Consider the following 18545-nt stretch of genomic DNA (forward strand, 5'->3'; position numbering starts at 1 on the left):
GGTTAGGGAGGAAATGATTATGAGTATAAAAGTTGATATGAATTTAGACTGTAAAGGCTTGGCTTGTCCGATGCCAATTGTGAAGACAAAAAAGGCGATGGAAGGATTGGCATCAGGACAAGTTATTGAAATAGAGGCGACGGATAAAGGATCGACGTTAGATATACAAAGTTGGTCAAATAAAGTAGGGCATCAATATATTGGAACGAAACAAGAGGGAGATATATTAAAGCATTATGTACGAAAATCCCATGAACATGAAGTAAATGAAGTTGTGAAGTATCCTCATACAATTACGAATGGGGAATTGCAAAATATATTATTAAGTGGTGAAGAGTGCACTGTATTAGATGTTCGTGAAGAAGCGGAATTCGTCTTTGGTCATATTCCATCCGCAATTTCGGTGCCGTTAGGTGAATTAGATAGTGCTATGTTAGACAGTGCGAAACCAATTTATGTTGTTTGCCGAACTGGTAACCGTAGTGATGTAGCTTGCCAAGTGTTGAAAGAGAGAGGTTTTTCAAACGTGAAAAATGTCATTCCAGGTATGTTAGAGTGGCAAGGAAATATAGAAAAATAAAATTTTTTAAATATAAATATACCTCAGGGGGTAATTGAATGAGTGTTAAACTGTTACAAGCAAAAGATGTCGTAGAGAAAGTTTTATTCGGAGAATTGTTTATTTTAGATGTTCGTAATGAAACGGACTATGAAGATTGGAAAATTGAAGGGAAACAAGTTTCTTCTATAAATAAACCGTATTTTGACTTATTAGATGGTGTAGATCATATTGTAGATGAATTGCCGAGGGAGAAAGAAATTTTAGTCGTATGTGCGAAAGAAGGTTCTTCGCAGTTTGTCGCAGAGCAATTGTTACATGCCGGATTCAATGATGTTTATTATTTAGCTGGTGGTATGAAAGCTTGGAGTGAATATGTAAAGCCGTTAAAAGTAGGAGATGTACAGGGCGGAGGAAGTGTATATCAATTTAACCGTCTTGGAAAAGGCTGTTTATCTTATATGATCGTCTCAAACGGTGAAGCAGCAGTTATTGATGCAGTCAGAACGGTTGAAGCATATGAAGATTTTGCGGAAGAGCATGGTGTTACTATTACGAATGTCATGGATACACATTTACATGCAGACCATATTTCTGGAGGACGTAGGTTAGCTGAAAAAGTAGGTGGTACGTATTGGTTACCTCCAAAAGATGCGGAGGAAGTCGTTTTCTCATATAAACCGCTTGTTGAAGGATCTGTTATTACGGTGGGGGGTACCAAAATTGAAATTGACGCATTATACTCACCGGGGCATACGATTGGAAGTACATCATTTATTGTAGATGATTCCTATTTATTATCAGGTGATATTTTATTTGTAGATTCAATTGGCCGTCCAGATCTTGCTGGGAAGGCTGAAGATTGGGTGAGTGATTTACGAAATACGTTATATAAACTTTATAAGGAACTGTCTCAAGATTTAATTGTTTTACCGGCTCATTATTCAAAAATAAGTGAAATGGACGACAGAGGCATTGTGAGTGCGCATTTACAAGATTTATTTAAGGAGAATGTAGGGTTAAATATTGTTGATGAGGGAGAGTTTCGTAAAAATGTGACAGAGAACTTACCGTCTCAGCCGAATGCTTATGAAGAAATTCGTCAAACGAATATGGGTAAGATTTATCCGAGTGTGGAAGAAGAGCGTGAAATGGAGATTGGCCCAAATCGTTGTGCAGTTCATGATTCATTATAAAATAACAAACTGGAGGAATAGATGATGAATGTAAAACAAGTATTAGATGCGAAAGGTTTAGCATGTCCAATGCCAATTGTAAGAACGAAGAGAGCGATGGATGCTTTACAAACTGGAGAAGTGTTAGAAGTACATGTAACAGATAAAGGATCAGTAAAAGATATTCCAGCATGGTCAAAAACAGGCGGTCATGAAATAGTAAAGCATAATATAGAGGACGATGTACTGAAGTTTTGGATTAAGAAGGCGCAGTGAAGAACTAGTTTTGTAAAGGCGGAGAGGTTGGTTATATGAATACAATATTAAGTACGCTTTTCATTGTACTTGCTGCATGGTTTGTTATTTCGCGTTTTTTACCGGTGAAAGGTGTTCAAAATATAAATGGAAAAGAATTAAAGAGTATAGTGGGAAAACAGGGAAAACAATTTGTCGATGTTCGTACAGTAGGTGAATATAGAGGAAATCATATGAAGGGGTTTCAGAATATCCCACTAAATGAGTTAGCTAGTAGAGCAAATCAATTAGATAAAAATAAGGAAGTGATTGTTATTTGTCAGAGCGGGATGAGAAGTAAGCAAGCAGCAAAAGTATTAAAGAAATTAGGATTTCAGCGCATTATAAATGTTTCAGGCGGTATGAACGCTTTGTAAGGGGAAATTAGTATCGGGTGTAGCTAGATAATTTGAGGCATTTCACAATTTTTTAAATACCCCCATAGGTAATTAGGAGGAGAACAACATGGAACAACAGAAGAAAACGACGATTGTTTTATTTAGTGGAGATTATGATAAGGCGATGGCAGCTTATATTATTGCAAATGGTGCAGCGGCGTATGATCAAGAGGTGACTATTTTTCATACTTTCTGGGGCTTAAATGCCCTTAGGAAAGATGAGCATGTGAAAGTAAAGAAAACGTTCATAGAAAAAGTATTTGGAAAAATGATGCCGCGCGGCGCTGATAAGATGGGATTATCAAAAATGAATTTTGCTGGTATGGGGCCAAAAATGATTAAAGGTATTATGAAAAAACATAATGCGATGCCTTTACCAGATTTAATTGATTTGGCGAAAGAACAGGGAGTTAAACTTGTAGCTTGTCAAATGACAGTAGATTTATTAGGGTTAAAAGAGGAAGAGATTATGGAAGGGATAGAGTTTGCAGGAGTAGGTGCATATTTAGCAGATGCTTCGGATGGGAATGTGAATTTATTTATTTAAATCACCTTCTTTTTAGAAGGCGGGGGATACAATATGAGTTTAACAGTACTGCTTTTTATTATTGGGTTTATAGGGTCATTTATTTCAGGAATGGTTGGGATTGGCGGTGCAATTATTAATTATCCGATGATCTTATACATTCCAGTATTGCTAGGATTTGCTGGATATACATCACATGAAGTGAGTGGTATTACAGCGATTCAAGTATTCTTTGCAACTTTTGCAGGCGCGTGGGCGTATAGGAAAAGTAACGATATGGATAAAACTTTAGTTGTGTATATGGGAGCTAGTATATTAATAGGAAGCTTTGTAGGTAGCTTTAGTGCGAATCTATTAAATGAGCATGCTGTAAACGTTGTTTACACATTACTAGCTACTATTGCGGCTATTATGATGTTTATACCGAAGCGAAGCAATCGTAAGGGGACAGAAGGAATTACGTACAAAAAGTGGCTCGCTAGTTTGCTAGCGTTTATTGTAGGAAGTGTTTCCGGCATTATTGGGGCTGGTGGTGCATTTCTTTTAGTACCGATTATGCTAGTTGTTTTAAAACTACCGATACGTACAACAATAGCAACATCTATCGCTATTACTTTTATTTCCTCGATAGGAATTACTACTGGAAAAGTGATTACTGGACAAATAGTTGTTATTCCGGCTCTTATCGTTGCGATAGCAAGTTTATTTGCCGCTCCTCTTGGAGTGAGAGTAGGGAAGAGAGTGAATCAAAAAGTTTTGCAATACGTATTGTCTACTTTAATTGTAGGAACTGCGATAAAGATGTGGGTTGATATGATATCGAAATAAAAAGATGGTGCTCTTGTAGCACCATCTTTTTATTTACGCCCAAATAACTTTCATTAAGTTCTTATACTCATCGTTTGCCAGTTTATATAGCATTCTCGTATGTTCAAAGACAAGTGCGGGATTAAAGTTTGGTTCTGAGAATGCAAGAGATGTTGAAATATCAATTGCATTTTGTTTGTTTAGCGTGAATTTTGCAAATCGATAAGATGTGTTTAATTCATTGATGACATGTAAAATATCATTTGTTGATGTTGAATCAGGTACAAGAGCAACATTGAAGCAGTATATATCCACAGCAGGATGTTCGCTTTGGAAAGCAGCGATAAGTTGAATTTTTGCGCCAGCTTCTGTTTCTAGTCCTACTGAGAAATGTACAGAACCATCATTTTCATCTATATTTTCTTCCATATATATATCGTTTGATTTTAAGTACTCTTTAAAATCTGAAATGTTATGTTTTACTGCAGCTTTCATATGTATGAGCCCCCTGATAATTGGAATAGATTACTATTATTTATTATAATTTAAAAATATTAAAAAAGATAGTTGGAAAGTTCTGATTTTTTGTTTTGAAAGCATTAAAAAGAAGCAGTGCTCTACCTCCATAGAGCACTGCTTCACTTTATTCATTGTCATTAGACGATGTTTCTGTATCTTCACTGTTATTCTTATTATTCGTTTCATTGTTACTTGATTCGCGTTCACTCGTATTTGCAGACTTAGATTCTTTTGTTTTCTCTGAGTTTGTTTTTTTCGAATCAGAATCAGATTTTGTATATGCAGGTAGTCCAAGGTGACTACGAAGTTCGTTTGTAACATTAGCTAATTCTTTTTTATCTGGATTGTAGTAGTAAGTTCGGCCACCACCAGCTGACTTACTACATGTATCATCACCTTTTGCCATGTAACAATCTTCACCTTCAATTTGTAATTTCTCAATTGAAGAATCTGCTCCATATTTATAGAATGAAAGCATATCATCGAATGTTAAGTTTGTAACGAATTGTCCGTTAATATCATCAATGATGTTACCAACTTTTGTTACGGATCCGACGCTTGTTAGTTTTTTTAAAATTGCTTCAATAACGAGTTGCTGACGTTGTCCACGCATCGCATCACTATCAACGTGTCGTGTTCTAGCAAGAGCAAGAGCTTCTTCACTATTTAACTTTTGAACACCTTTTTTCAGGTGAATTGCATCGGCGTTATCATTACTATCTTGTTCAGTAAATTCAACTGGTACGTCAACTTCAATGCCGCCTAAATCATCAACGATTTTCATGAATGATTTAAAGTTGAATTTTACAAAGTAATCGACGGGAACATTCATTAATTTTTCAACTGCATCAATACTAGCTTGTGGTCCACCATCTTTTCCGTTTTTAGTAGAACCAAATGCATGAGCGTGTGTAATTTTATCTTTTTTCTTTTCTACTGGAATATAAGTATATGTGTCTCGTGGAATACTTAATAGTTTTACAGTTTTGCTATCTTTATTAAAGGTTGCAAGTAATAGTGCATCCGTTCGTATAGCTTCACCATATTCTTTCCCACGGACATCGCTTTCATCAACACCCATTATTAAGACAGAGACGTTATTTGTAATAGGTTTTACAGCTTTATCACGTAAATCAGATTTATCACCGCGCGCTAAATCGTGAGCGGCATTTCGAACAGCAGAAGATGCTTTATTTACTAAAAACCATGTATAACCGCCACCTATTATTAAAACTAATAGAATAACGCTTATAATAATTTTTGTTTTTTTCTTACTATTTTTCGGTTTAGTTCGTGTATTTTCTTGTAAAGATGGGTTTTGCTCCATTTCTTGTACTCCTTCATTTGGATTGAAATACGACACTCATATCCACTTATTATAATGAAATTTAGCGAAAAAAAACATTACAAATCATTTACATTTCGTAAAAATTCAATTTATTTATAAAAAGTTAGATTTTCTATATTTTATTTTTGAGATGTAGAATAAGTATAAGTTGTTTTAGTAGAAATGAAAATATGTAATGTGAGAAAGTGATAGAGAAGTAAGATTTGTTGAAATATAGCCAAGAAGATGTGATTAGCTGTATATGTACTTCTTATATAATAAAGAAGGATTTTACGGATGAAGGAGAGAGCGTAATGAATCATACACCATTCCGAGCAATTGTCGTGAAAGAAAAGGAAAATAATCAATTTGAAAGAAAGCTTGTTGAGAGAGAAGTAAATAGTTTACCTGAAGGAGACGTATTAATACGTGTTCATTATTCTTCATTAAATTATAAAGATGCCCTTTCAGCTACTGGTAATAAAGGTGTAACGAGAACATATCCTCATACACCTGGCATAGATGCAGCAGGAGAGGTTGTTAGTAGTGGAAATAACGCCTTTCAGGAAGGCGATCAAGTTATTGTAACTGGATATGATTTAGGTATGAATACTTCTGGTGGTTTCGGGGAATATATTCGCGTGCCATCATCTTGGGTTGTTCCTTTACCAAAAGAAATGACTTTGAAGGAAAGTATGATGTACGGGACAGCAGGTTTTACAGCTGCCCTATCGGTATATAAGCTTATTAGAGCGGGAATTACGCCTAGTATGGGAGATGTTTTAGTAACGGGTGCTACGGGCGGAGTAGGCAGTGTAGCAGTTAGTATTTTAGGAAAGCTAGGATATAGCGTAGTAGGGGCAACAGGGAAAATGGAAGAGAAAGAGATGCTGCTACGTTTAGGTGCAAAAAAGATGATTCATCGCACGGAGTTGAGTGATGAATCAGGGAGACCGATGCTTAAAGGAATATATGCTGGGGTTGTCGATACTGTAGGCGGAAGCATGTTAGAAAGTTCTTTAAAGGTAGTTAAGTATGGAGGCTGTGTAACAACGTGTGGTAACGTAGCAGGGCATGAATTAAATACAAGTGTATACCCATTCATATTACGAGGGATTAGCCTTTTAGGAATAGATTCAGTTCAATGTCCAGTAGATGTGAGAAGAGACGTGTGGGCATTGCTAGCAGGTGAGTGGAAAAATTCAGAGCTATTATCTTATACAGAAGAATGTACATTAAAAGAATTAGATGAGAAGTTTGCACTTATACTGCAAGGAAAGTTAAAAGGAAGAACGGTTGTAAAGATGAAATGAAAAAAGAGACGCTTAAATTAGCGTCTCTTTCCTATTATAATGATTGTTTTAAATTTACTTTTCCTTGTTCACCTAAAACACCATCAGCGATATTTACAGCGTGATCACCGATACGCTCTAAGTTACTTACCATATCAACGTAGATGATGCTTGCATCACCTGAACAGCTACGTTCGTTCAGACGTAATACGTGACGTTTACGTAGAACACGTTCCATTTGGTCAATTTTACGTTCTTTTGCAATAACCGTTTGTGCTAGTTCAGTATCGAAGTTTGTTAAAGCATTGATTGCATCTTGTAATGTTGAAATTGTTAATTCAAGCATTTCATTTAATTCAGCTAGTGCTTCATCTGATAGTGAAACGCGGTTTGAAATTTGGAAATCTACAAGTTCTACAAGGTTTTCTACATGATCACCGACACGTTCAATATCTCCAACAACACCTGCTAAAACTGAATGTTTTTCAGAGTCTGTAGGTGAAAGTGGTTTTTCTGATAGTAAAACTAAATACTCGGTAATTTTTTTATCTAAATTGTTAATAGCTCCTTCTAATTGAGTAGCCATGTCAGCATGTTTTTTATCTTGTGTATTTAAAAATTGGTTTGCTTCTTTTAATCCATGTAATGAAAACTCAGCCATACGAATGATTTCTTTTTGAGCTTCTGTTAAAGCGATAGCTGGAGATTGCTCAATAAAGATTGGATTTAAATGTTGCGGTTTGAAGTTAATAGATGCATCTTCACCACGAATAATTTTTGTTACAATCCAGGCTAATACTGCAATGAATGGGAACTGAATGATTGTATTCGTTACGTTAAACGTCCCGTGTGCAAATGCAATCGTCATTTCTGGATTTAAGTTTAATGACGTTTGGAAATATTGAATTAAACTTGTAAATGGTATTAATATAATCGTAAAGATAATGGTACCGATAATATTAAAGATAACGTGAACTAATGCTGCACGTCTTGCTGCAATTGAAGTACCGATTGCTGCTAATACGGCTGTAATTGTCGTACCGATGTTATCACCGAACAATACAGGAAGAGCAGCTTGTAAATCGATTGCACCTTGACCGAATAGTTCTTGCAAAATACCGATTGTCGCACTTGAACTTTGTACAATTAAAGTGAAGACTGTACCAACAACAATTCCTAAAATTGGATTATCACTCATGCTAACCATTAACTCTTGGAATGACTCTAAAGAACGAAGAGGTTTCATACCTGCGCTCATTAATTCTAAACCGAAGAATAACATACCAAAACCGAATACAACTTGACCTACAGAATGTACTTTTTTATTTTTAAAGAAGAATAGTAAGATTGCTCCAACTGCCATAATTGGGAGAGCGTATTCTCCGATTTTAATTCCGATAATAAATGCAGTAACTGTCGTTCCGATGTTCGCACCCATAATAACACCAATTGCTTGTCTTAATGTCATAAATCCGGCACTTACAAGTCCGACTGTTAAAGCGGTTGTTCCTGAACTTGATTGAATTAATACAGTAACTAACATACCTGCTAGTACACCCATAAGAGGATTTGTTGTAAAACGATCTAGAATATCGCGAAGACGATCTCCAGCTGCTTGTTGCAGTCCATCGCCCATGTATTTAATCCCGAATAAGAAAATACCTAATCCACCAATGAACTGGAAGATCATATCTTGAATATTGTATTCCACGCATTCCACTCCTTAAATTTCATGTACGATGTAATTATTAACTAAACCTTGAGGCACTGTAAACGGTTTGTCTGTAAAATTTACACTAAATTTACAAAGTGATAAAAAGTTTACAATTCTTTAAAGAAACACCTGGATTTAATTGGTTTTCATGCATGGTATATGACTATTTTGTGAAGAAGTCACATTTATCACACTATTTATTGATAGTAAAAATAGGTGAAGGGAAACTACCCAACTGGGTATGCGGATTGGAATTTTATTTTGTTATGATGATGGTTCTTTGCATATTTTTTGATTAAAGTTAGAAAAATATGTAGGGAAACGGGGGAGGTTTGAAATGGATTTATTTAATGAAAGTAAAAAACGATTAAATTATTTTAAACTGTTTTCTTTTGAGATGCTCGCAACAATAAAAAAGAGCAATTCGCATATGAATTTGCTCTGCTTTTTTATGTTAAAAACTTTCGGTGCTTTGCATTTTAACAATTATGCAAAGTGTTTTTTCTTTATTTAGAATCGTCATTATGCTCCATAGTTATGACGACATTCCCCTTCTTATGTCCTTTTTCAACATATATGTGAGCTTCAATAATTTCTTCAAAAGTGTATTGCCTATCAATGACCACTTTTATTTTATCGTTCTCAACAAGTTCTTTAAGGAAATTTAATGCTTCGGAAGTTTCAGGTGCGTTTTGACTTAATATGAGTTTCATGCGACTTGTCAATTTAGTCCAGAGCATTTGAGCACTTGGTAACGGTTCAACGATATTTATATAGGTACCACCTTCCTTTAACATTTTAATACACTCTGAAAAGGAGCTCTTGTTTACCGCTTCAAAGATAACATCATAAGTTTCGTCTGTAGTAGAAAAATTTTTTGTGGTGTAATCAATTACTTCGTCAGCTCCTAGAGATTTGACCAATTCTAAATTGGAGCTACTGCACACACCTGTAACTGTTGCGCCGAAATACTTGGAAATTTGTACTGCATAACTTCCGACACTTCCAGAAGCTCCGTAAATAAGAATGTTTTGACCGCTTTGAACGTTAGCTTTCCTAAGGAAAAACAAAGCTGTACGTGCTCCAATTGGGATGGCTGCGGCTTCTTCATAGGATATATTGGAGGGCTTCATGCACACTGCTCCACCTTCAGGTAGACAAATATACTCAGCATAAGAACCAAAATTTACTTGGGTAGCTGCAAAAACTTGATCTCCTTTTTTAAATCGTGTGACGTCTTTTCCTACCGATTCAACTTCACCAGCCAATTCCATTCCGAGTATTTGTTTTTTCGGTTGCTTAAAGCCAAGTGCGATTCGAGCGGGTAGCCAAACAGAAGAGGGAACCGTAAAACTTCGTGAGCGAATATCTCCTGCTGTTACGGTTGTCGCTTTTATTTTTACTAGTATTTCATTGTCCTTAGGAGCAGGTTTTTCTATCTCTTTCAGTTGAAGAACGTCGGGGAGACCGTATTTTGTGTACACTATTGCTTTCATTAATATTTCCTCCAATTCGTTCTATATTAATATCATACGAACAACATGAATAAATAGAACAGCGGTTCACTCTTCAATACAATGCAAAAAGCAGTGTGATTTTTTTAGGAATCCACTGCTTTTTACAAATGTGTATACATGATTTTTTGGTCCAAGTACTTCGAAAAAGAACCAATTAGCATTACCCAACGGCTTTTTCTTTTGTTTTATCCCCCTGTTTTTGCTTCCGTAAGCTTGTGATGTAAATGAAAAGAAAAGCGATAAGTAATAGAGAGGAATATCGATATACAGTTGCATAGTTGGTAAAGTGTGCAATGAATCCAAAAATAATCGCTCCAGCACCAATTCCAAGATCAAATGCTGAGAAGAATGTTGCTGTTGCTACTCCTCTCCGGTGCGGTGCTACTCGGTCAATCATCCATGCTTGTAGTGCCGGTTGAATTGCTCCGAAACCACTGCCGTAGCACGCTGCGGCAATAATTAAACTCGGAATTGTAGTTGTATACGACAGCAAGATAATACCTGTAAACGTAATAATAACTCCTGGAATGATGACGAATGTATGGCCTTTCGTATCATATAATCTTCCAGAAAACGGGCGAGTTACAGCGATTGCAAGTGCGTTAAATAAAAAGAAGAGACTGATATCAGCAATCCCGACTTCCGTAGCAAATAATGTGATAAAGCTCCCAATTCCCCCGTACATTAATGTAATACATAATATTAATAATGAAGGAAGTAAAGCTTTACGCTCAATAAATCCATCGAGAAAGGTACCAGATGTTTGCTGTGGTGGTTGCGGCGATTTTTTGATTTGAAGTAGTTTCGTTAATATTAATGAAACTATTGTGCATGAAAGTGCACATAAAAAAAGAATCGTGAAGTTATATGCTTGCATAAGCCAAAGTCCGATAAGCGGACCGAGCGCCATGGCGATAGTTCCAGAAAGACCGAAATATCCCATGCCTTCACCGCGGCGAGCTTGCGGAATTAAATCTGAAACGACAGTTCCGTATGTAGTCGTTGTAATACCAAAACCAGCTCCGTGTAAAATTCGAACGGCAAGCAATAGGAAAACGGTTGAAGCGAAAAGATAACTGCCCATAGCGAGTAAACAAATAGCGGTACCGATCATTAAAATGATTTTTTTGTTGAATTTCTGCAAGGCATTTCCAGTTAGCGGCCTAATAAAAAGTGCTGCAACGGTAAACATGCCGACAACGAATCCGATATTTGAACTTGTGCCCCCAATTTCTTTCACATAAACAGGTAAAGTTGGAATTAACATTTGAAATCCTAAAAACATACATAAGTTTGCTAGAATTAGCGCAATAAACTCTTTTGTCCATAACGGTTCTCGTTTTACGAGTACTGCCTCTCCCATATATTCATCCCCTATATAAAAGTTTTCCCGCGTTAACGGGCAGTAAGACTCTCACCTCAAAATTTGGTTGGAGCAAAGAAGTTAGGTGGGAGTCGTGCTGCCCGTAAACGCCCGATTGGTGAAGGCTAATAATCAGTGGGGGATGAACAATACCCCCACTGATTAAAGTTTCACTTTATCTCTGTTCTTTCGAGTATATGTAGTGGTCAACGTAACAGTCAAGGAAGGTGCCTTGAAAACGTATAACAATTTTCAAGGCAAAAAAACTGACAAATTTGTGGAAAGACTACACAACTATGAAAAAAAGATGTAAAGTATAGATGTATAGACTAGTAGTTGTTATGAATGATAGAAATTGTTTTTTCTTTAAAGAAAGCGGATTCAAATTGTAGTGGAAGAGAAGGGGATACATACTTTTTCGCTACATATATTTGAAAGGGTTTACAATATGATGAAGAAAGAGGCGTGTACATATGAGACGATTAGGTATTTCTATTTATCCAGAACATTCGACAGTAGAGGAAGATAAGGAGTATTTAACATTAGCAAGTAAATACGGATTTACACGTGTATTCACATGTTTATTATCTGTAGATGGCGAAAAAGAGAAAATTGTAGAAGAGTTTAAAGAAATAATTTCTCATGCGAATGCATTAGGATTCCAAGTATTGGTTGATATTAGTCCGTCTGTTTTTGAGCAACTAGGTATTTCTTATAATGATTTATCGTTTTTCCATGAACTAGGTGCTTACGGTATTCGTTTAGATGTTGGTTTCTCAGGATTAGAAGAATCGATTATGACGTACAATCCATACGGTTTAAAAATTGAGATTAATATGAGTAACGGTACGAAGTATGTAGATAACATTATGAGTCATAGACCAAATCGTGAAAATTTAATTGGCTGTCATAATTTCTATCCGCATCGTTATTCAGGATTATCATACGATCATTTTATTAAATGCTCGAAACAATTTAAAGATTACGGTATGAGAACAGCTGCTTTTATTTCATCATTCGATGCAACATATGGACCTTGGCCAGTAACAGAAGGGTTATGTACGTTAGAGCAGCATCGCGAATTACCGATGACAACACAGGCGAAGCATTTGTTTGCAACAGAATTAATTGATGATGTTATTATTGCGAATGCTTATGCTTCAGAAGAAGAATTACAAGCACTAGGTGCGTTAAATAAAGAGAAACAAACATTTGATATAGAAATATACGATACAACAACAGATTTAGAAAGAATTATCGTATTAGAAGAACCTCATTTTTATCGCGGGGATGTATCTGAATATATGATTCGTTCTACACAAAGTCGTGTGAAATATAAAAAAGAAGAGTTTAAACCGCATAATACGCGTGAAATTAAGCGTGGCGATCTTTTAATTGATAATGAGCAATATGGCCAATATAAAGGTGAATTGCAAATTGCTTTAAAAGATATGGTGAATACAGGAAAAACAAATGTAGTTGGCCGAATTATAGAGGAAGAAATCTTCTTATTAGATTATTTACAAGCTTGGGATAAGTTTGGATTTACGCTAAAGAAATAATGAACGCGGGATAAAAGGGAAAAAACTACTGATTTCAGTGGCTTTTTCCCTTTTATATAAAGAGCGAGAGGAAGAGCTATGACAAAAGTGCATCAGCGATTAATTTCCATTTTAGAGGAGTTTTTAGAAGAGAAATCGATGTTAAATCGAGCTTTTTTAGCGAGCCGTTTACACGTATCAACGAAGACGATTCAAAAGGATATAAAATTATTAAATGATATATTGGAAGAACACGGAGCGAAAATTGAATCACAAAGAGGGAATGGGTACGAACTAGAAATTATAAAAACTAAGAAGTTTGAAGATTTTTGCGTAAATGTATTTCAAAAACAGACAGAAAAGATTCCAACTTCTTATGAAGAAAGAGTAGCTTATATTTTACACCGTATTTTAACGACAGATGGGTATGTGAAGCTTTCACAGCTAGCGGAAGAGATTTATGTGAGTAAATCTACTGTAAACTTAATTATGAAAGATGTTACGGATATTTGTAGTTGCTATGAGTTACAAATTGAAAAAAGACCATATTATGGTATACGTATTGTAGGAGAAGAATTTAATATTCGTTCTTGTTTATCACAATATGGTTTACCGCGGTATGACCATACTCCGTTTCATGAGAACTATGAGCAGACGGACACATATTTATCGTTACCCCATATTTCTCTCATCCGCTCAGTTATACTAAAGTATATCGAGGGAGGAACGATATATTTATCAGATATAGAAATTGATAATTTATCAATTCATATTGCGATTGCTTTAAAGAGATGCAGGGATGATCATTACATTCAAGCACTGCATGTAGAGGAATCTGAACTTATAATAAAGAAAGAATATAAAATTGCGAAACAGATTTTAGGGAATTTAGGGGCAGAGCTAAAGCTTCAATTTCCAGAAGAAGAAATTTTATATGTGACGATGCATTTATTAAGTACTGCTGTTACAGCGAGAGATCGCTATGAAAATGTAGAAGAGCTATTAGGGAAAGACGTATATGCATTCATGCAGCATATTCTTTTCAAAGTAGCGGAAGAACGGAATCTTACTTTTTATTACGATGAAGAATTATTATTTGGTTTTGGTGTTCATTTAAAAACGTTATTAAATCGTTTGAGATATAAGTTAAATACGAGGAATCCTCTTTTGGCAGAAGTGAAAAAAAATTATCCATATGCTTTTGAAATTGCAGTTCTCGTTGGAGATATAATTGGTGAATATACGGGTGAATCCATTCCAGAGAGTGAGATTGGTTATATTGCCATTCACTTTGGTGGAGCGATGAGCCGCTTGCAGGAAAATAATCAAAAGAAAAGATGTTTATTAGTTTGTGCAACTGGTCAAGGGAGTGCACAACTACTGAAATATAAAATTCTATCACATTTCCGAGATAAACTAGAGATTGTAGGTATTACAGGGTACTATCAATTGAAAGTGGAAGATCTTTATAAAGATAAAATAGATTGTATTATTAGTACGATTCATATACCGAGTGGTTTGCCTGTTCCGGTTATAAAGGTAAACTCAATATTTGATGATAAAGAGATTAAATCAATTGGTAAGCAGTTATTTACACATGTGAATGATAGTATGCAGCAATATATTAAGGAAGATTTGATCTTCTTAAATCGTAGTGCTTCTACGAAAGAAGAGGTTATTCAGTTTTTATGTGAGAAAGCTGCTGAGAAAAACTATGTACCCGCAAACTTTTATGCTTCTGTTATGGAGAGAGAGAACACATCTCCTACAGCGGTTGGAAACTTAGTGGCAATTCCGCATCCGATGCAATTATTAAGCGATACGACATTTTTGATGTTTTGTACACTCGATAAGGCGATTGACTGGGGAGATAAAAAAGTACAAGTTATTATTTTATTTAGTGTGAAGCGCAATAATAATGAAGATTTACAAAAGCTTTATGATTTTTTATATGATATTATGTCTAATCAAACTATAATAGAAAAATTGCATCAGGCTCAAGCTGTTGATGATTTTCAAGAAATCTTACTATCATTATGAAAAAGTATATTAAAACTTCCGTTACATAACGGAAGTTTTTTATGTTTAATTGTATGCGTTTTCATAATAAGATGAAAATATAGAAAAAACATAGCTTGGAGGAATTTAAAATGACTGATATGCAAACTCCATTTGCGTTAATTTTACATGGTGGTAACGCGAGAAGCGCGGCACTTGAAGCAATTGCTTTTGCAAGACAAGGAGATTTCCAGAATGCGAGTGAAAAGATGGAACTTGCTAGTGAGGAAATATCATCCGCTCATCGTATTCAAACCGATTTAATTCAAGAGGAAGCAAGAGGCAATCATGCAGAAATAAGTTTATTATTAGTGCATGCACAAGATCATTTAATGAATGCCATTACAGTGAAAGAACTTGCTGAGGAATTTATTACTCTTCATAAACGAGTGGAAGAGAAAGTGACAGTATAATATGTACATTTTATTATGTTGTGCAGCAGGCATGTCAACGAGTATGGTTGTAAGAAAAATGCAAGAAGAGGCAAAGAAACAAGGGAAGGATTATAAAATTAAAGCAGTTGATTCGGAACTTGTGAAACTGGAAATAAAAAATGCTGATGTTGTTTTAATTGGACCACAGGTGAAGTATTTGTTTCCAGCGGTAGAGTTTCTTGCAAAGTCATACGATATACCAGTTGCAATTATAGAGCAGCGAGATTATGGTATGTGTGATGGTTTGAAAGTACTTAAGCAAGCTGAACAATTAGTTTTAGCGTAATTATATTTTTTTAAATATAAACATTATAATGTTATAACTTTTACTTTTGTCAGATTGAACATAGGGAGGGTTATCGATGAATGGTTTTATGAGTTTTATGGAACAGAAGATTATGCCAACAACGCAAAAGATTGCGGGGCAACGACATTTATTAGCAATTCGAAATGGAGTTATTTCTACATTACCGTTAACGATTGTCGGGTCATTTTTCGTTATCTTTTTAAACTTACCAATTGATGCATATATGGAGTGGATTGCACCGTTTCGTCATATTTTAGATATTCCATTCCGATTTACAGTAGGCTTAATGGCTTTATACGCAGCATTTGGGGTAGGGGCCTCACTCGCGAACTTTTATCAGCTCAATCAATTAAGTGCAGGATTATTATCTGTACTCGCCTTTTTACTAGCATCAGTTGAACCAATTCAAATAACAAAAGCTGTACCAGGTGTTATTGATGCAGGAAGATATATTTCAGTAGGGACATTAAGTGCTACGTCTTTATTTGGAGCTATTGTGACAGCATTAATTGCAGTAGAAATTTATCACTTTATGATTAAGCATAATATTTCGATTAAATTACCAGATAGTGTACCACCAGCAGTTGCAAACTCGTTTGCAGCATTAATTCCAACTTTAGTAGTTATTCTTTTATTCTGGGGTATTCGTTACGGTTTGAAATTTGATGTAAACACAACAATCACATATTTAATCGCACCATTAAAATCAGTATTAGTAGGAAATAATTTATTCGGCGGTTTATTAACAGTATTCTTAATCGTGTTCTTCTGGTCGTTCGGTATACATGGCCCAGCGATTTTAGGACCAATCATCCGTCCGATGTGGGATTCAGCAATTCTTGAAAATATGGAAGTATTCACGGCTACAGGAAATGCACATCAGTTACCAAACTTATTTACAGAGCAATTTATTCAATGGTTCGTATGGATTGGTGGATCAGGCTCAACGTTAGCTTTAGTAATTATGTTTATGTTCTCTAAATCTAAGTTCTTAAAAGAGTTAGGTAGATTATCATTCGTACCAGGTTTATTCAATATTAACGAGCCAATTATTTTCGGGGCACCAATTGTAATGAATCCAATCTTAATTATTCCGTTCGTTATTACACCGTTAGTTACAACGACGGTATCATATTTCGCAGTTGTTTCAGGTATGATTCCGCTCATGATGGCGAAGCTGCCATTTACGATGTTAGCGCCAATTGCAGCGATTATTAGTACGGACTGGACAATTATGGCTGGTGTATTTGTACTTGTTAACTTTGTTATCTCATTCGTTATTTACTATCCATTCTTCAAAATGTATGAGAAGCAACAATTAGCAGGAGAGGAGAAAACAGAATGCTCGGAGCAATTATCATCTTAATTACATTCGTGGCGGGGCAGTGTATTGCACATTATTCAAAGTGGGTACAAAGTAAATCGCTATTAGTTTTACTACTTGTGTCGATATTATTTATTGGATGTTCAATGGGGGCTTATGTGGCATTTAGTTTAGAATCACCGTACTTTATCATCGTACCAACGATTTTATGTGCAACATGTTTATCTGCAAAATATAGATTTACGAGCATGGCATTAATACAACGTGTGAAGGAGATGCAAAAGCATGGAGCGTAAATTAGGAATTTCACTTTATCCAGAGCATTCAACGAAAGAACAAGATATGGCATACATTTCGGCAGCGGCACGCCACGGTTTTTCAAGAATATTTACATGTCTATTATCTGTGAATCGTCCGAAAGAAGAAATTGTAGCTGAATTTAAAGAAATTATTGGGCATGCAAAAGAGTATAATATGGAAGTTATTTTAGATGTAGCTCCGGCTGTATTCGATCAACTTGGTATTAGTTATAGTGATCTATCATTCTTTGCAGAGTTAGGTGCAGATGGAATTCGTTTAGATGTAGGGTTTGACGGGTTAACAGAAGCGAAAATGACGAATAATCCATATGGCTTAAAAATTGAGCTGAATGTAAGTAATGATATTGCCTATTTAGAAAATATCCTTTCGCATCAAGCGAATAAATCAGCTTTAATTGGTTGCCACAATTTTTATCCGCAAAAATTTACTGGTCTTCCGTATGATTATTTCATTCGCTGTAGTGAACGCTTCAAAAAGCATGGTATTCGCAGTGCAGCCTTTATTACATCGCATGCAGCTGACATCGGTCCATGGGATATTAATGACGGATTATGTACGTTAGAACAACATCGTAACTTACCAATTGAAGTACAAGCGAAACATTTATGGGCAACAGGGTTTATTGATGATGTTATTATCGGAAATGCTTATGCGAGTGAAGAAGAGTTAGAGAAACTAGGAAACTTAAATCGTTACATGTTACAGCTAAAGGTACAATTTGTAGACGAAGCGACTGAAGTAGAGAAGAGAGCGACACTGCAAGAATTACACGTAAGACGCGGTGACATAACAGAGTATATGGTACGTTCTACAGAAGTACGTAAAAAGTACAAAGACTATGACTTCCCAGTGCGCGAAAGTGTACGACAGGAAAGAGGGCAAGTTGTAATTGGTAATAACCTATTTGGAAAGTATAAAGGTGAACTACAAATCATTCTGAAAGAAATGCCAATAGATGAACGGAAAAATATTGTCGGTACAATTGCAGAAGAAGAGTTATTCTTACTAGATTATGTAGGAGCTTGGACACAGTTTACTTGTGTGGAATAGGGAAGGTAAGAGAGGATGC

The 18545-nt window shown here is 35.6% G+C and carries 19 protein-coding genes; 14 read left to right on the forward strand and 5 right to left on the reverse strand.

The features are described from left to right. Positions 1-19 precede the first annotated feature (19 nt). The 6 genes from DN408_RS11985 (at position 20) to DN408_RS12010 (ending at position 3780) form a co-directional block, all read left to right on the forward strand. On the forward strand, positions 20-580 hold the full coding sequence (locus DN408_RS11985) for a sulfurtransferase TusA family protein (RefSeq protein ID WP_002125386.1): 561 nt from the start codon (positions 20-22) through the stop codon (positions 578-580). A gap of 38 nt (positions 581-618) precedes the next feature. After that, positions 619-1755 (forward strand): MBL fold metallo-hydrolase, encoded by a 1137-nt coding sequence (locus DN408_RS11990; protein ID WP_002188384.1) that lies wholly within the window; start codon positions 619-621, stop codon positions 1753-1755. A gap of 21 nt (positions 1756-1776) precedes the next feature. Further along, complete coding sequence (locus tag DN408_RS11995) at positions 1777-2010, forward strand: sulfurtransferase TusA family protein (RefSeq protein WP_078179138.1); 234 nt, start codon at positions 1777-1779, stop codon at positions 2008-2010. A 35-nt stretch (positions 2011-2045) separates the two neighbouring features. Next, positions 2046-2405, forward strand: a complete 360-nt coding sequence (locus DN408_RS12000; protein WP_002169111.1) for a rhodanese-like domain-containing protein — start codon at positions 2046-2048, stop codon at positions 2403-2405. Positions 2406-2493: 88 nt separating this feature from the next. Then, on the forward strand, positions 2494-2973 hold the full coding sequence (locus DN408_RS12005) for a DsrE/DsrF/DrsH-like family protein (protein ID WP_078179139.1): 480 nt from the start codon (positions 2494-2496) through the stop codon (positions 2971-2973). A gap of 33 nt (positions 2974-3006) precedes the next feature. Further along, a complete protein-coding gene (locus DN408_RS12010; protein WP_078179140.1) occupies positions 3007-3780 on the forward strand; it encodes a sulfite exporter TauE/SafE family protein in 774 nt (257 codons plus the stop codon). Between the two features lie 33 nt (positions 3781-3813). On the opposite strand, the gene DN408_RS12015 is transcribed toward DN408_RS12010, so the two are convergent. After that, entirely contained in the window at positions 3814-4254 is a 441-nt protein-coding gene (locus DN408_RS12015) for a hypothetical protein (protein ID WP_002029912.1), read from the reverse strand. A gap of 148 nt (positions 4255-4402) precedes the next feature. Next, entirely contained in the window at positions 4403-5605 is a 1203-nt protein-coding gene (locus tag DN408_RS12020; RefSeq protein WP_147740114.1) for an LCP family protein, read from the reverse strand. Between the two features lie 314 nt (positions 5606-5919). Here DN408_RS12020 and DN408_RS12025 point away from each other — a divergent pair, with 314 nt between their 5' ends. Next, a complete protein-coding gene (locus DN408_RS12025) occupies positions 5920-6918 on the forward strand; it encodes a YhdH/YhfP family quinone oxidoreductase (RefSeq protein ID WP_098632416.1) in 999 nt (332 codons plus the stop codon). Positions 6919-6952: 34 nt separating this feature from the next. Here DN408_RS12025 and DN408_RS12030 read toward each other — a convergent pair whose 3' ends face one another. The 3 genes from DN408_RS12030 to DN408_RS12040 all read right to left on the reverse strand — a co-directional run bounded on the left by DN408_RS12030 (position 6953) and on the right by DN408_RS12040 (position 11491). Continuing rightward, positions 6953-8608, reverse strand: a complete 1656-nt coding sequence (locus tag DN408_RS12030; RefSeq protein WP_098632415.1) for a Na/Pi cotransporter family protein — start codon at positions 8606-8608, stop codon at positions 6953-6955. 509 nt (positions 8609-9117) lie between these two features. Continuing rightward, positions 9118-10107, reverse strand: a complete 990-nt coding sequence (locus DN408_RS12035) for an NAD(P)-dependent alcohol dehydrogenase (RefSeq protein WP_002125405.1) — start codon at positions 10105-10107, stop codon at positions 9118-9120. Between the two features lie 181 nt (positions 10108-10288). Next, positions 10289-11491 (reverse strand): MFS transporter, encoded by a 1203-nt coding sequence (locus tag DN408_RS12040; RefSeq protein WP_002029919.1) that lies wholly within the window; start codon positions 11489-11491, stop codon positions 10289-10291. A 473-nt stretch (positions 11492-11964) separates the two neighbouring features. Here DN408_RS12040 and DN408_RS12050 point away from each other — a divergent pair, with 473 nt between their 5' ends. The 7 genes from DN408_RS12050 (at position 11965) to DN408_RS12080 (ending at position 18526) form a co-directional block, all read left to right on the forward strand. After that, on the forward strand, positions 11965-13053 hold the full coding sequence (locus DN408_RS12050) for a DUF871 domain-containing protein (protein ID WP_016119632.1): 1089 nt from the start codon (positions 11965-11967) through the stop codon (positions 13051-13053). 78 nt (positions 13054-13131) lie between these two features. Continuing rightward, the gene (locus DN408_RS12055; RefSeq protein ID WP_016119633.1) at positions 13132-15072 is read left to right on the forward strand and encodes a BglG family transcription antiterminator; all 1941 of its coding nucleotides are present in this window, start codon (positions 13132-13134) and stop codon (positions 15070-15072) included. Positions 15073-15182: 110 nt separating this feature from the next. Then, complete coding sequence (locus tag DN408_RS12060) at positions 15183-15503, forward strand: PTS lactose/cellobiose transporter subunit IIA (RefSeq protein ID WP_002125414.1); 321 nt, start codon at positions 15183-15185, stop codon at positions 15501-15503. Between the two features lies 1 nt (position 15504). Then, complete coding sequence (locus DN408_RS12065) at positions 15505-15810, forward strand: PTS sugar transporter subunit IIB (RefSeq protein WP_002087440.1); 306 nt, start codon at positions 15505-15507, stop codon at positions 15808-15810. 76 nt (positions 15811-15886) lie between these two features. Beyond that, a complete protein-coding gene (locus DN408_RS12070; protein WP_016126597.1) occupies positions 15887-17197 on the forward strand; it encodes a PTS sugar transporter subunit IIC in 1311 nt (436 codons plus the stop codon). Continuing rightward, on the forward strand, positions 17173-17451 hold the full coding sequence (locus DN408_RS12075; protein WP_002087437.1) for a hypothetical protein: 279 nt from the start codon (positions 17173-17175) through the stop codon (positions 17449-17451). The genes DN408_RS12070 and DN408_RS12075 overlap by 25 nt, the downstream gene beginning before the upstream one ends. Continuing rightward, on the forward strand, positions 17441-18526 hold the full coding sequence (locus DN408_RS12080) for a DUF871 domain-containing protein (protein ID WP_016126598.1): 1086 nt from the start codon (positions 17441-17443) through the stop codon (positions 18524-18526). The genes DN408_RS12075 and DN408_RS12080 overlap by 11 nt, the downstream gene beginning before the upstream one ends. The last annotated feature ends 19 nt before the right edge of the window (positions 18527-18545 follow it).

It is taken from the genome of Bacillus sp. AR13-1, assembly GCF_008042285.1.
Lineage (GTDB): Bacteria > Bacillota > Bacilli > Bacillales > Bacillaceae_G > Bacillus_A > Bacillus_A mycoides.